Origin of the sequence: Streptococcus sp. SPS1 (assembly GCF_030439915.1) — a bacterium.
Lineage (GTDB): Bacteria > Bacillota > Bacilli > Lactobacillales > Streptococcaceae > Streptococcus.
The window spans coordinates 54,896-68,455 of sequence record NZ_JAQFJG010000009.1 but is presented as its reverse complement, the minus strand read 5'-3'; the positions used below and the strand labels follow the sequence as shown (position 1 = coordinate 68,455).

Here is a 13,560-nt window from a genome sequence, read left to right as displayed (position 1 = left end):
TATGACTGAAAAAAGACTAGCATGGGATGAGTATTTTGCAGCCCAAGCCTTACTAATTGCCAATCGTTCCACTTGTAAACGTGCCAAAGTGGGCGCGATTCTGGTAAAAGATAATAAGGTTATTTCCACTGGTTACAATGGTTCGGTGTCAGGGACTGAGCATTGTATTGACCACGAATGTTTGGTCATTGAAGGACACTGTGTTCGCACCCTTCACGCTGAGGTCAATGCTATCCTTCAAGGTGCAGAACGTGGTGTTCCAAAAGGTTTTACAGCCTATGTAACCCATTTTCCTTGTCTGAACTGTACCAAACAATTGCTGCAGGTCGGTTGCAAGCGCGTGGTTTATATCAACCAGTACAGAATGGACGACTATGCCCAATACCTTTATCAAGAAAAGGGAACAGAATTGACCCATTTACCACTTGAGACAGTACAGGCAGCTCTTAAAGAGGCTGATCTAATGTAAAAATTATCAAAAATAAATGGTTTAGAAAGATTTTTAAACCGTTTTTTGGTATAATAAGAAGAATAAATTGAAAGAAGGAATTCCAAAAATGGGAAAAATTGAAGTTATTAATCACCCGCTGATTCAACACAAATTGTCAATCTTGCGTCGTACAGATACTTCTACAAAAGCTTTTCGTGAGCTAGTAGATGAGATTGCAATGTTGATGGGGTATGAAGTACTTCGTGATCTTCCACTAGAAGATGTGGAAATCGAAACACCAATTACAAAAACAGTTCAAAAACAATTGGCAGGTAAGAAATTGGCCATCGTTCCAATTTTGCGTGCAGGTATCGGGATGGTTGATGGTCTCTTGAGCTTGGTTCCAGCTGCTAAAGTTGGTCACATCGGTATGTACCGTGATGAAGAAACACTTCAACCAGTTGAGTACTTGGTAAAATTGCCTGAAGATATTGACCAACGTCAAATTTTTGTGGTAGACCCAATGTTGGCAACAGGTGGATCAGCAATCTTAGCTGTCGACTCACTTAAAAAACGTGGGGCATCAAATATCAAGTTTGTCTGCCTTGTATCTGCTCCAGAAGGTGTAAAAGCCCTTCAAGAAGCTCATCCAGATGTAGAAATCTTTACAGCAGCCTTGGATGAACGCTTGAACGAACACGGTTATATCGTTCCAGGTCTTGGAGATGCTGGAGACCGCTTGTTCGGTACGAAATAAAATTAAAAGAAGAATGACTTGGAAAAGGATTTCCAGTCACGAAAGGAGGTTGAATTTTTGTTTCTGTCTAATGAAAACAGAGCAAAAATTTGACCTTTTTTGACCAAGATATTATAATAGTCTTATCTTCAGTCATTTGACCAACAAAATTAAAACTCAAAAGGAGAAATGAATGATTCCTGTCGTTATTGAACAAACAAGCCGTGGAGAACGTTCCTACGATATTTACTCACGTCTTCTCAAAGACCGCATCATTATGCTGACAGGTCCAGTTGAAGACAATATGGCCAACTCTGTTATTGCCCAGTTGCTTTTCTTGGATGCCCAAGATAGTACAAAAGATATTTACCTTTATGTCAATACACCAGGTGGTTCCGTTTCAGCTGGTTTGGCAATCGTTGACACCATGAACTTTATCAAGGCAGATGTCCAAACCATCGTTATGGGAATGGCTGCATCTATGGGGACTGTCATCGCATCAAGTGGAGCAAAAGGCAAACGTTTCATGCTTCCAAATGCTGAATACATGATTCACCAACCAATGGGCGGTACAGGCGGTGGTACCCAACAAACTGATATGGCGATTGCTGCAGAACACTTGCTTAAAACTCGTAACACCTTGGAAAAAATCTTGGCTGAAAATTCAGGTCAGTCAATCGAAAAAGTCCATGCTGATGCAGAACGTGATAACTGGATGAGTGCCCAAGAAACACTTGAATATGGCTTTATTGATGAAATCATGGCCAACAATTCTTTGAACTAATGATCAAAGAAGGCAAACTCGACTGGGTTTGCTTTTTTTGGTATAATAGGGAGAGATTTCTTAGAAAGAGGATTTATCATGTTTGAAAAAGTCAATCGTTCTGGCTTGATTATCTATCTTTACTATAATCGTGATGCCAAAAAATTGCAGGATTATGGAGATATTACCTATCATTCCAAGAAACATCGCTACTTACAACTCTATGTTCCAACTCAAGAAGTGGAGCAAGTGGTCGGGCGCTTGAGCAAGGAAAAGTTTATAAAAAAAGTCAGAGTTTGTCATATCCAAGAGCTGGAAACACCCTTTGTTGGCAATCTTTATCGAGAGGAAAACGTTATCATCGAAAAAATTCAAGAAAAGTGTTGACAATTTTCTGATAATTCGGTATATTCTTAACATGCTATTTATTTAAGAAATAAGGAGACAAAAAAGATGAAGAAAAAATTTGCCCTATCGTTTGTGGCGCTTGCAAGTGTAGCACTTCTTGCAGCCTGTGGAGAAGTGAAATCTGGAACAGCCAACGCTGCTGGTAACTCAGTAGATGAAAAGACAATCAAAATCGGATTTAACTTTGAAGAAACTGGTGCCGTAGCAGCCTACGGGACATCTGAACAAAAAGGTGCCCAACTTGCTGTTGATGAAATCAATGCAGCAGGTGGTATCGACGGAAAACAAATCGAAGTAGTCGATAAAGATAACAAGTCTGAAACAGCTGAGGCGGCTTCAGTAACAACTAACCTTGTAACTCAATCTAAAGTATCAGCAATCGTAGGACCTGCGACATCTGGTGCGACTGCAGCTGCGGTAGCGAACGCTACAAAAGCAGGTGTTCCATTGATCTCACCAAGTGCGACTCAAGATGGATTGACTAAAGGTCAAGATTACCTCTTTATCGGAACTTTCCAAGATAGCTTCCAAGGAAAAATTATCTCAAACTATGTTTCTGAAAAATTAAATGCTAAGAAAGTTGTTCTTTACACTGACAATGCCAGTGACTATGCTAAAGGTATTGCCAAAGCCTTCCGTGAAGCTTACAAGGGTGAGATCGTTGCAGATGAAACTTTCGTAGCAGGTGACACAGACTTCCAAGCAGCCCTTACAAAAATGAAAGGGAAAGATTTTGATGCTATCATCGTCCCTGGTTACTACACTGAAGCTGGTAAAATTGTAAACCAAGCGCGTGGTATGGGAATTGACAAACCAATCGTTGGTGGTGATGGATTCAACGGTGAAGAGTTTGTACAACAAGCAACTGCTGAAAAAGCATCAAACATCTACTTTATCTCAGGCTTCTCAACTACTGTAGAAGTTTCAGCTAAAGCAAAAGCCTTCCTTGATGCTTACCGTGCTAAGTACAATGAAGAGCCTTCAACATTTGCAGCCTTGGCTTATGACTCAGTTCACCTTGTAGCAAATGCAGCAAAAGGTGCTAAAAATTCTGGTGAAATCAAGGATAACCTTGCTAAAACAAAAGATTTTGAAGGTGTAACTGGTCAAACAAGCTTTGATGCAGACCACAACACAGTCAAAACTGCTTACATGATGACCATGAACAATGGTAAGGTTGAAGCAGCAGAAGTTGTAAAACCATAATCGAAAAATGTTGAAATAGGGAATGAGCCTCGGACTCACTCCCTGTTTCGATGTTTAAGAACCTATCAAAAGGTGAGGGAAAACCCTCGGAATTATAAATAGAAAGAGTGAATCTTATGCTCCAACAACTAGTAAATGGTTTGATTCTAGGTAGTGTTTATGCGCTGTTAGCACTAGGATATACCATGGTTTACGGAATTATCAAGCTCATCAACTTCGCCCATGGTGATATTTATATGATGGGAGCCTTTATCGGTTATTTCTTGATCAATTCTTTCCAAATGAATTTCTTTGTAGCGCTTATTGTAGCCATGCTAGCGACAGCTATTCTTGGTGTCGTGATTGAGTTCCTTGCTTACCGACCTTTGCGTCACTCTACTCGTATTGCTGTTTTGATTACAGCTATTGGGGTTTCTTTCCTATTGGAGTATGGCATGGTCTATCTGGTTGGTGCCAATACTCGTGCCTTTCCTCAAGCGATTCAAACAGTTCGCTATGATTTGGGACCAGTTAGCCTAACAAACGTGCAGTTAATGATCTTGGCCATTTCCTTGATTTTGATGATTTTGTTACAGGTCATTGTCCAAAAAACGAAGATGGGGAAAGCCATGCGTGCTGTATCTGTAGATAGCGATGCGGCACAATTGATGGGGATCAATGTAAACCGTACGATCAGCTTTACCTTCGCTTTGGGTTCAGCTCTTGCGGGTGCGGCTGGTGTTCTGATTGCCCTCTATTATAACTCTCTTGAGCCTTTGATGGGGGTTACTCCAGGTCTTAAGTCTTTCGTTGCTGCAGTACTTGGTGGTATCGGAATTATTCCTGGTGCGGCTCTTGGTGGCTTTGTGATTGGTCTATTGGAAACCTTTGCGACAGCCTTTGGAATGTCAGACTTCCGTGATGCCATTGTTTATGGAATCTTGTTGTTGATCTTGATTGTCCGCCCAGCTGGTATCCTTGGTAAAAATGTGAAAGAGAAGGTGTAAACGATGAAGGAAAATTTAAAAGTTAATATTCTATGGTTACTCCTTTTGTTAGCTGGCTATGGATTGATTAGTGTACTGGTTTCAGTCGGAGTACTCAATCTATTCTATGTACAGATTTTACAACAAATTGGAATTAATATTATTCTTGCTGTTGGTCTCAACTTAATCGTTGGTTTTTCAGGACAATTTTCACTTGGTCATGCTGGTTTCATGGCGATTGGTGCCTATGCTGCAGCTATTATTGGTTCTAAATCACCAACCTACGGTGCCTTCTTTGGAGCTATGATTATAGGCGCTTTGCTTTCAGGAGCAGTTGCCTTACTTGTCGGAATTCCAACCTTGCGTTTGAAGGGGGACTATCTTGCAGTAGCAACTCTCGGTGTTTCTGAAATTATCCGTATCTTTATCATCAATGGTGGAAGCATTACAAATGGTGCGGCAGGTATCTTGGGAATTCCTAACTTTACAACTTGGCAAATGGTATACTTCTTTGTCGTGATTACAACCATTGCAACCTTGAACTTCTTGCGTAGTCCAATTGGTCGTTCAACCCTCTCCGTTCGTGAAGATGAAATCGCTGCTGAGTCAGTTGGGGTTAATACGACTAAAATTAAAATCATCGCTTTTGTCTTTGGTGCCATTACTGCAAGTATTGCAGGGTCACTTCAGGCAGGATTTATCGGTTCAGTTGTACCGAAAGATTACACCTTCATCAACTCAATCAACGTTTTGATCATTGTTGTATTTGGTGGACTTGGTTCAATTACAGGTGCGATTGTATCGGCTATTGTTTTGGGAATTTTGAATATGCTTCTCCAAGATGTTGCTAGTGTGCGTATGATTATTTACGCTTTGGCCTTGGTATTGGTAATGATTTTCAGACCAGGTGGACTTCTTGGAACGTGGGAATTGAGCCTATCACGTTTCTTTAAAAAATCTAAGAAGGAGGAACAAAACTAATGGCATTACTTGAAGTAAAACAGTTAACCAAACATTTTGGCGGTCTAACAGCTGTTGGAGATGTGACTCTTGAATTGAACGAAGGGGAACTGGTTGGACTAATCGGTCCAAATGGAGCTGGGAAAACCACTCTTTTCAACCTTTTGACCGGTGTTTATGAACCAAGTGAGGGAACAGTTACCCTTGATGGTCACCTTTTGAATGGAAAGGCACCTTATAAGATTGCTTCTTTGGGACTTGGACGTACTTTCCAAAATATCCGTCTCTTTAAAGATTTAACAGTTTTGGACAATGTTTTGATTGCTTTTGGCAACCATCACAAACAACATGTTTTTGCTAGTTTTTTACGCTTACCAGCTTTTTACAAGAGTGAAAAAGAATTAAAAGCTAAAGCTTTGGAATTGCTGAAAATCTTTGATTTGGATGGTGATGCAGAAACTCTAGCTAAAAATCTTGCCTACGGACAACAACGTCGTTTGGAAATTGTTCGTGCCCTCGCTACGGAACCTAAAATTCTCTTTTTAGATGAACCAGCCGCAGGTATGAACCCACAGGAAACAGCGGAATTGACTGAGTTAATTCGTCGCATCAAAGATGAATTTAAGATTACAATCATGCTGATTGAACACGATATGAATCTGGTCATGGAAGTAACAGAACGCATCTACGTACTTGAATATGGCCGTTTAATTGCTCAAGGAACTCCAGACGAAATTAAGACCAATAAACGCGTTATCGAAGCTTATCTAGGAGGTGAAGCCTAATGTCTATGTTAAAAGTTGATAATCTTTCTGTGCATTACGGCATGATCCAAGCAGTCCGTGATGTAAGCTTTGAAGTGAATGAAGGAGAGGTTGTTTCCCTTATCGGTGCCAATGGTGCAGGTAAGACAACCATTCTCCGTACCTTGTCTGGTTTAGTTCGACCAAGCTCAGGAAAGATTGAATTTTTAGGTCAAGAAATCCAAAAAATGCCAGCTCAAAAAATCGTGGCAGGTGGTCTTTCACAAGTTCCAGAAGGCCGCCACGTCTTCCCTGGCTTGACTGTTATGGAAAATCTTGAAATGGGAGCTTTCTTAAAGAAAAATCGTGAAGAAAATCAAGCTAATTTGAAGAAGGTTTTCTCACGCTTTCCTCGTCTTGAAGAACGCAAGAACCAGGACGCAGCCACTCTTTCAGGAGGAGAACAACAAATGCTTGCCATGGGACGCGCTCTTATGTCAACACCAAAACTTCTTCTTTTAGATGAACCATCAATGGGACTTGCACCAATCTTTATCCAAGAAATTTTTGATATCATTCAAGATATCCAGAAACAAGGAACGACCGTCCTCTTGATTGAACAAAATGCCAATAAAGCACTCGCAATCTCTGACCGAGGATATGTATTGGAAACAGGAAAAATCGTTCTATCAGGAACAGGAAAAGAACTCGCCTCATCAGAAGAAGTCAGAAAAGCATATCTAGGTGGCTAAAACAATCCAGTGGATTGTTTTAGTCGGCAGATGAAGATTGCGTAAGCAATCTTCGCATAGTCTGGGAGACTAGTTTAGGTTGCGGATGGAGATTACGAAGTAATCATCATTATAGTCCGGGGGACCTTTTTAGTCGGTGAATAGAGATTGCGAAGCAATTATCTTATCCAGTGGATTGTTTTAGTCGGCAGATGAAGATTACGAAGTAATCATTATTATAGTCCGGGGGATCTTTTTAGTCGGCATATTTAGATTGCAAAGCAATCTTCATCTACATTAAAAGGTTAGCTTCTGATAATTGAAATAAAATCGAATGAAACGTATCTTACCTTCATTCACAGAGCTCGATTTCAGAGCTCTTTTTGCTAGCTTATTCATACTTTTCTGAATTTTGAAAAAGAAATGTAAGCGTTTGATAGATTTACAAAAAGATTGTATAATAGGGATAAGAATAGAAAAGGAGAAGTCTCATGGCAGTTAAAGATTTTATGACCCGCAAGGTAGTGTATATTAGTCCAGATACAACAGTATCTCATGCAGCAGATTTGATGAGAGAGCAAGGGTTGCACCGCTTGCCTGTTATCGAAAATGATCAATTAGTTGGTTTGGTAACTGTGGGAACTATTGCACAAGCAAGTCCATCAAAAGCAACCAGTCTTTCTATCTATGAGATGAATTATCTTCTAAATAAGACCAAAGTAAAAGATGTCATGATTCGCGATGTTGTCACTGTCTCAGGCTATGCGAGTCTAGAAGATGCAACTTATCTGATGTTGAAAAACAAGATTGGTATTCTGCCTGTCGTAGATAACCATCAAGTCTATGGAGTTATTACGGATCGTGACGTTTTCCAAGCCTTTCTCGAAATTGCTGGTTATGGTGAGGAAGGAATTCGTGTGCGCTTTGTTACAGAAGATGAAGTTGGCGTTCTTGGTAAGATTGTTTCTCTAATCGTTGAAGAAAATTTGAATATTTCCCATACAGTCAACATTCCGCGTAAGGATGGTAAGGTCATTATCGAAGTGCAAATCGATGGATCAATTGATTTACCAGCCTTGAAAGAAAAATTTGAAGGAAATGGTATTCAAGTGGAAGAAATCACTCGCACTTCAGCAAAAGTCTTGTAAGAAGGGAAGCCGAAAGGCTTCTTTTTTCTTTTTTCATAAAAAAGGGATTATAGCAAAAGATGGAAAGAAATGATAAAATATGCTATAATGAAATGATGTAAAAAGGAGTATTTATGGACATTTCAGTAATTCGTCAGAAAATTGACGCAAATCGTGAAAAATTAGCTTCTTTCAGGGGGTCTCTTTGACCTCGAAGGGCTAGAGGAAGAGATTGCCATCTTGGAAAACAAGATGACAGAACCTGATTTTTGGAACGATAATATCGCGGCCCAAAAAACGTCGCAAGAATTAAATGAATTAAAAAATACCTATAACACCTTCCACAAAATGGAAGAGTTGCAGGATGAAGTCGAAATTTTATTGGACTTTTTAGCAGAAGACGAGTCGGTTCAAGAAGAACTGGTCGAACAGTTATCAGAACTTGATAAGATGATGACCAGCTATGAGATGACTCTACTCTTGTCAGAACCTTATGACCACAACAATGCTATCTTGGAAATCCATCCAGGTTCTGGTGGTACTGAGGCGCAGGACTGGGGCGATATGTTGCTTCGTATGTATACTCGTTATGGCAATGCTAAAGGCTTTAAAGTGGAAGTATTGGATTACCAAGCAGGTGATGAGGCTGGTATTAAGTCGGTAACCTTATCATTTGAAGGGCCTAATGCCTATGGTCTTCTCAAGTCAGAAATGGGTGTGCACCGTTTGGTGCGAATCTCACCATTTGACTCTGCCAAACGTCGCCATACATCTTTCACATCCGTAGAAGTGATGCCAGAATTGGATGATACTATTGAAGTGGAAATCCGTGAAGATGATATCAAAATGGATACCTTCCGTTCAGGTGGTGCTGGTGGACAAAACGTCAATAAGGTTTCAACAGGTGTACGTTTAACCCACATTCCAACTGGAATTGTTGTCCAATCAACAGTGGATCGGACCCAGTATGGAAATAGAGATCGTGCCATGAAGATGTTGCAGGCTAAGCTCTATCAAATGGAGCAAGAGAAGAAGGCTGCGGAGGTAGATTCTCTCAAGGGTGAGAAAAAAGAAATCACATGGGGAAGCCAAATCCGTTCTTATGTCTTCACACCTTATACTATGGTAAAAGATCACCGAACTAGCTTTGAGGTTGCTCAGGTAGATAAGGTTATGGATGGGGACCTAGATGGTTTTATCGATGCCTATCTCAAGTGGCGAATTAGCTAATATAGAAAGGAAGTCACATGTCAATCATTGAAATGAGAGATGTCGTCAAAAAATACGACAACGGAACGACTGCTCTACGCGGTGTTTCGGTCAGCGTTCAACCGGGGGAATTTGCTTACATCGTAGGACCTTCAGGAGCAGGGAAGTCAACTTTTATTCGTTCTCTGTATCGTGAAGTAAAAATCGATAAAGGAAGTCTATCAGTTGCTGGTTTTAATCTGGTTAAAATTAAAAAGAAAGATGTCCCGCTTCTACGTCGTAGTGTTGGGGTTGTCTTCCAGGATTATAAATTGTTGCCAAAGAAAACGGTCTATGAAAATATTGCTTACGCTATGGAAGTAATCGGGGAAAATCGCCGTAATATCAAAAAACGTGTGATGGAAGTTTTAGACTTGGTTGGGTTGAAGCACAAGGTTCGTTCTTTCCCAAATGAGCTCTCAGGTGGAGAGCAACAGCGGATTGCGATTGCACGTGCTATTGTAAACAATCCAAAAGTATTGATAGCCGATGAACCAACAGGAAATCTGGATCCGGATAATTCATGGGAAATTATGAATCTCTTGGAACGGATTAACTTACAAGGGACAACTATTTTGATGGCGACTCATAATAGCCAGATTGTAAATACCTTGCGCCACCGTGTCATTGCCATTGAAAATGGTCGTGTTGTTCGTGACGAATCAAAAGGAGAGTATGGATACGATGATTAGTAGATTTTTTCGCCATTTATTTGAAGCCTTAAAAAGTTTGAAACGAAATGGTTGGATGACAGTAGCTGCTGTCAGTTCAGTCATGATTACTTTGACCTTGGTGGCAATATTTGCATCTGTTATTTTCAATACAGCAAAACTAGCTACAGATATTGAAAATAATGTCCGTGTAGTAGTTTATATCCGAAAGGATGTGGAAGATAACAGTCAGACAATTGAAAAAGAAGGTCAAACTGTTACAAATAATGACTACCACAAGGTATATGATTCTTTGAAAAACATGTCTACTGTTAAGAGTGTTACCTTTTCAAGTAAAGAAGAACAATATGAAAAATTAACCGAGACAATGGGAGATAACTGGAAAATCTTTGAAGGAGATGCCAATCCTCTCTATGATGCCTATATTGTAGAGGCAAACACTCCAAATGATGTAAAAACTATAGCCGAAGATGCTAAAAAAATTGAAGGTGTCTCTGAGGTTCAAGATGGCGGTGCCAATACAGAAAGACTCTTCAAGTTAGCTTCATTTATCCGTGTTTGGGGACTAGGGATTGCTGCTTTGTTAATTTTTGTCGCAGTTTTCTTGATTTCAAATACCATTCGTATTACCATTATTTCTCGTAGCCGCGAGATTCAAATCATGCGCTTGGTCGGAGCTAAAAACAGTTATATCCGTGGACCGTTCTTGTTAGAGGGAGCCTTTATCGGTTTATTGGGAGCTATCGCACCATCTGTTTTGGTCTTTATTGTTTATCAAATGGTTTACCAATCTGTCAACAAATCGTTGGTAGGTCAAAATCTTTCTATGATTGCGCCAGAGGTATTTACTCCTCTGATGATTGCCCTACTATTTGTGATTGGGATTTTCATTGGTTCATTGGGATCAGGAATATCCATGCGCCGATTCTTGAAGATTTAGGTAAAATAATTATTTTTATGAGGAGGTTGTAAAATCTCCTTTTTTTGCTACAAAAATTTTAGAAAAGGGACTTCTAATACTCAATGAAAATCAAAGAGCAAACTAGGTAGTTCGCCACAGGATGCTCAAAATACTGTTTTGAGGTTGTAGAAAGTCAGTCACATATATACGGTAAGGCGACGCTGACGTGGTTTGAAGAGATTTTCGAAGAGTATAAAGAAGTCGCTCAGAGAAGACTTCTTGATGGCTAATTTGAACTTGAAATTTGGCACTAGAAATTTTTTTGAAAAAAGAGTATTTTTTTGAATAAAAGCCTTTACAAAAAAAATTAAAGTGGTATAATTAAATCATAAAAGGCGCAAACGTTTTCGTAAAACGTTTGCCTAAATAAAAATAAAGGAGATTTGAATGATGAAAGATACATTCAAAAATGTCTTGTCTTTCGAATTTTGGCAAAAATTCGGTAAGGCTTTGATGGTGGTTATCGCGGTTATGCCGGCTGCTGGTTTGATGATTTCAATCGGTAAGTCTATCGTGATGATTAACCCAACCTTTGCACCACTTGTCATCACAGGTGGAATTCTTGAGCAAATCGGTTGGGGGGTTATCGGTAACCTTCACATTTTGTTTGCCCTAGCCATTGGAGGAAGCTGGGCTAAAGAACGTGCTGGTGGTGCTTTCGCCGCTGGTCTTGCCTTCATCTTGATTAACCGTATCACTGGTACAATCTTTGGTGTATCAGGCGATATGTTGAAAAATCCAGATGCTATGGTAACTACTCTCTTTGGTGGTTCAATCAAAGTTGCTGATTACTTTATCAGTGTTCTTGAAGCTCCAGCCTTGAACATGGGTGTATTCGTAGGGATCATCTCAGGTTTTGTAGGGGCAACTGCTTACAACAAATACTACAACTTCCGTAAACTTCCTGATGCACTTTCATTCTTCAACGGAAAACGTTTCGTACCATTTGTAGTTATTCTTCGTTCAGCAATCGCTGCAATTCTACTTGCTGCTTTCTGGCCAGTAGTTCAAACAGGTATCAATAGCTTTGGTATCTGGATTGCCAACTCACAACAAACTGCACCAATTCTTGCACCATTCTTGTATGGTACTTTGGAACGCTTGCTCTTGCCATTTGGTCTTCACCACATGTTGACTATCCCAATGAACTACACAGCTCTTGGTGGTACTTATGACATTTTAACTGGTGCAGCTAAAGGTACTCAAGTATTTGGTCAAGACCCACTATGGCTTGCATGGGTAACAGACCTTGTTAACCTTAAAGGTACAGATGCAAGTCACTACCAACAATTGTTAGATACTGTTCACCCAGCTCGTTTCAAAGTTGGACAAATGATCGGTTCATTCGGTATCTTGATGGGTGTGATCGTGGCTATCTACCGTAATGTTGATGCTGACAAGAAACACAAATACAAAGGTATGATGATTGCGACAGCTCTTGCGACATTCTTGACAGGGGTTACTGAACCAATCGAATACATGTTCATGTTTGTAGCAACACCTATGTATCTTGTTTACTCACTTGTTCAAGGTGCTGCCTTCGCTATGGCTGACGTAGTAAACCTACGTGTCCACTCATTCGGTTCAATTGAATTCTTGACTCGTACACCACTAGCAATTAATGCTGGTATTGGTATGGATATCGTTAACTTTATCTGGGTAACTGTTCTCTTTGCTGTAATCATGTACTTTATCGCAAACTTCATGATTCAAAAATTCAACTACGCAACTCCAGGACGTAATGGAAACTACGAAACTGCTGAAGGTTCAGAAGAAGGTAGCAGCGAAGTGAAAGTTGCAGCAGGCTCTCAAGCTGTAAACATTATCAACCTTCTTGGTGGACGTGCAAACATCGTTGATGTTGACGCATGTATGACTCGTCTTCGTGTAACTGTTAAAGATGCAGATAAAGTAGGAAATGCAGAGCAATGGAAAGCAGAAGGAGCTATGGGGCTTGTCATGAAAGGACAAGGGGTTCAAGCTATCTACGGACCAAAAGCTGACGTATTGAAATCTGATATCCAAGATATCCTTGATTCAGGTGAAATCATTCCTGAAACTCTTCCAAGCCAAATGACTGAAGCACAACAAAACACTGTTCACTTCAAAGGTCTTACTGAGGAAGTTTACTCAGTAGCAGACGGTCAAGTTGTTGCTTTGGAACAAGTAAAAGATCCAGTATTTGCTCAAAAAATGATGGGTGATGGATTTGCAGTAGAACCTGCAAATGGAAACATTGTATCTCCAGTTTCAGGTACTGTATCAAGCATCTTCCCAACAAAACATGCTCTTGGTATTGTGACTGAAGCAGGTCTTGAAGTATTGGTTCACATTGGTTTGGACACAGTAAGTCTTGAAGGTAAACCATTTACAGTTCATGTTGCTGAAGGACAAAAAGTTGCAGCAGGTGATCTCCTTGTCACAGCTGACTTGGATGCTATCCGTGCAGCAGGACGTGAAACTTCAACAGTAGTTGTCTTCACAAATGGTGATGCAATTAAATCAGTTAAATTAGAAAAAACAGGTTCTCTTGCAGCTAAAACAGCAGTTGCTAAAGTAGAATTGTAATATACTTGAGGTTGGAAGCTGTATTCCAACCTCTTATTTTGGG

At 40.1% G+C, this 13,560-nt stretch carries 14 protein-coding genes; all 14 read left to right on the top strand.

Annotation, left to right across the window (positions count from 1 at the left end; all coding sequences use genetic code 11):
• Nucleotide 1: 1 nt before the first annotated feature.
• The 14 genes from PCY12_RS07600 to PCY12_RS07535 all read left to right on the top strand — a co-directional run bounded on the left by PCY12_RS07600 (nucleotide 2) and on the right by PCY12_RS07535 (nucleotide 13,517).
• Nucleotides 2-469 (top strand): cytidine/deoxycytidylate deaminase family protein, encoded by a 468-nt coding sequence (locus PCY12_RS07600; protein WP_000136973.1) that lies wholly within the window; start codon nucleotides 2-4, stop codon nucleotides 467-469.
• 88 nt (nucleotides 470-557) lie between these two features.
• On the top strand, nucleotides 558-1,187 hold the full coding sequence (gene upp, locus PCY12_RS07595) for a uracil phosphoribosyltransferase (RefSeq protein ID WP_000515974.1): 630 nt from the start codon (nucleotides 558-560) through the stop codon (nucleotides 1,185-1,187).
• Between the two features lie 172 nt (nucleotides 1,188-1,359).
• Nucleotides 1,360-1,950 carry an ATP-dependent Clp protease proteolytic subunit ClpP gene (gene clpP, locus PCY12_RS07590; protein ID WP_000613475.1) on the top strand — a complete coding sequence of 197 codons (591 nt, stop codon included), beginning with the start codon at nucleotides 1,360-1,362 and terminating at the stop codon, nucleotides 1,948-1,950.
• Nucleotides 1,951-2,028: 78 nt separating this feature from the next.
• The gene (locus PCY12_RS07585) at nucleotides 2,029-2,316 is read left to right on the top strand and encodes a YlbG family protein (RefSeq protein ID WP_301352292.1); all 288 of its coding nucleotides are present in this window, start codon (nucleotides 2,029-2,031) and stop codon (nucleotides 2,314-2,316) included.
• Nucleotides 2,317-2,382: 66 nt separating this feature from the next.
• The gene (locus tag PCY12_RS07580) at nucleotides 2,383-3,543 is read left to right on the top strand and encodes an ABC transporter substrate-binding protein (RefSeq protein WP_301352290.1); all 1,161 of its coding nucleotides are present in this window, start codon (nucleotides 2,383-2,385) and stop codon (nucleotides 3,541-3,543) included.
• A 116-nt stretch (nucleotides 3,544-3,659) separates the two neighbouring features.
• A complete protein-coding gene (locus tag PCY12_RS07575; RefSeq protein WP_000941427.1) occupies nucleotides 3,660-4,529 on the top strand; it encodes a branched-chain amino acid ABC transporter permease in 870 nt (289 codons plus the stop codon).
• A 3-nt stretch (nucleotides 4,530-4,532) separates the two neighbouring features.
• On the top strand, nucleotides 4,533-5,489 hold the full coding sequence (locus tag PCY12_RS07570; protein ID WP_176139061.1) for a branched-chain amino acid ABC transporter permease: 957 nt from the start codon (nucleotides 4,533-4,535) through the stop codon (nucleotides 5,487-5,489).
• Complete coding sequence (locus tag PCY12_RS07565) at nucleotides 5,489-6,253, top strand: ABC transporter ATP-binding protein (RefSeq protein ID WP_001185995.1); 765 nt, start codon at nucleotides 5,489-5,491, stop codon at nucleotides 6,251-6,253. Before PCY12_RS07570 ends, PCY12_RS07565 begins: the two co-directional genes overlap by 1 nt.
• A complete protein-coding gene (locus PCY12_RS07560; RefSeq protein WP_000062200.1) occupies nucleotides 6,253-6,963 on the top strand; it encodes an ABC transporter ATP-binding protein in 711 nt (236 codons plus the stop codon). Before PCY12_RS07565 ends, PCY12_RS07560 begins: the two co-directional genes overlap by 1 nt.
• A 470-nt stretch (nucleotides 6,964-7,433) precedes the next feature.
• Nucleotides 7,434-8,090 carry a CBS domain-containing protein gene (locus PCY12_RS07555; protein WP_301352288.1) on the top strand — a complete coding sequence of 219 codons (657 nt, stop codon included), beginning with the start codon at nucleotides 7,434-7,436 and terminating at the stop codon, nucleotides 8,088-8,090.
• A 113-nt stretch (nucleotides 8,091-8,203) separates the two neighbouring features.
• Nucleotides 8,204-9,299 (top strand): peptide chain release factor 2 gene (prfB, locus tag PCY12_RS07550; RefSeq protein WP_301352286.1). Its coding sequence is split into 2 segments (ribosomal slippage): nucleotides 8,204-8,275 and nucleotides 8,277-9,299, totalling 1,095 coding nucleotides; the frame shifts between segments, so codons are not numbered across the junction.
• Between the two features lie 17 nt (nucleotides 9,300-9,316).
• Nucleotides 9,317-10,009 carry a cell division ATP-binding protein FtsE gene (gene ftsE, locus PCY12_RS07545; protein WP_000022265.1) on the top strand — a complete coding sequence of 231 codons (693 nt, stop codon included), beginning with the start codon at nucleotides 9,317-9,319 and terminating at the stop codon, nucleotides 10,007-10,009.
• Nucleotides 10,002-10,928, top strand: a complete 927-nt coding sequence (ftsX, locus tag PCY12_RS07540; RefSeq protein ID WP_061766278.1) for a permease-like cell division protein FtsX — start codon at nucleotides 10,002-10,004, stop codon at nucleotides 10,926-10,928. The genes ftsE and ftsX overlap by 8 nt, the downstream gene beginning before the upstream one ends.
• 408 nt (nucleotides 10,929-11,336) lie before the next feature.
• Entirely contained in the window at nucleotides 11,337-13,517 is a 2,181-nt protein-coding gene (locus PCY12_RS07535; RefSeq protein ID WP_301352284.1) for a PTS transporter subunit IIBC, read from the top strand.
• Nucleotides 13,518-13,560 lie beyond the last annotated feature (43 nt).

Excerpts from the sequence above, each read along its gene's own strand:
- upp (WP_000515974.1), top strand. The coding sequence starts at position 558 with ATGGGAAAAATTGAAGTTATTAATCACCCGCTGATTCAACACAAATTG.
- PCY12_RS07570 (WP_176139061.1), top strand. The coding sequence starts at position 4,533 with ATGAAGGAAAATTTAAAAGTTAATATTCTATGGTTACTCCTTTTGTTA.
- PCY12_RS07600 (WP_000136973.1), top strand. The coding sequence starts at position 2 with ATGACTGAAAAAAGACTAGCATGGGATGAGTATTTTGCAGCCCAAGCC.
- clpP (WP_000613475.1), top strand. The coding sequence starts at position 1,360 with ATGATTCCTGTCGTTATTGAACAAACAAGCCGTGGAGAACGTTCCTAC.
- PCY12_RS07560 (WP_000062200.1), top strand. The coding sequence starts at position 6,253 with ATGTCTATGTTAAAAGTTGATAATCTTTCTGTGCATTACGGCATGATC.
- ftsE (WP_000022265.1), top strand. The coding sequence starts at position 9,317 with ATGTCAATCATTGAAATGAGAGATGTCGTCAAAAAATACGACAACGGA.
- PCY12_RS07565 (WP_001185995.1), top strand. The coding sequence starts at position 5,489 with ATGGCATTACTTGAAGTAAAACAGTTAACCAAACATTTTGGCGGTCTA.
- PCY12_RS07585 (WP_301352292.1), top strand. The coding sequence starts at position 2,029 with ATGTTTGAAAAAGTCAATCGTTCTGGCTTGATTATCTATCTTTACTAT.
- PCY12_RS07535 (WP_301352284.1), top strand. The coding sequence starts at position 11,337 with ATGATGAAAGATACATTCAAAAATGTCTTGTCTTTCGAATTTTGGCAA.
- ftsX (WP_061766278.1), top strand. The coding sequence starts at position 10,002 with ATGATTAGTAGATTTTTTCGCCATTTATTTGAAGCCTTAAAAAGTTTG.
- PCY12_RS07555 (WP_301352288.1), top strand. The coding sequence starts at position 7,434 with ATGGCAGTTAAAGATTTTATGACCCGCAAGGTAGTGTATATTAGTCCA.
- PCY12_RS07575 (WP_000941427.1), top strand. The coding sequence starts at position 3,660 with ATGCTCCAACAACTAGTAAATGGTTTGATTCTAGGTAGTGTTTATGCG.
- PCY12_RS07580 (WP_301352290.1), top strand. The coding sequence starts at position 2,383 with ATGAAGAAAAAATTTGCCCTATCGTTTGTGGCGCTTGCAAGTGTAGCA.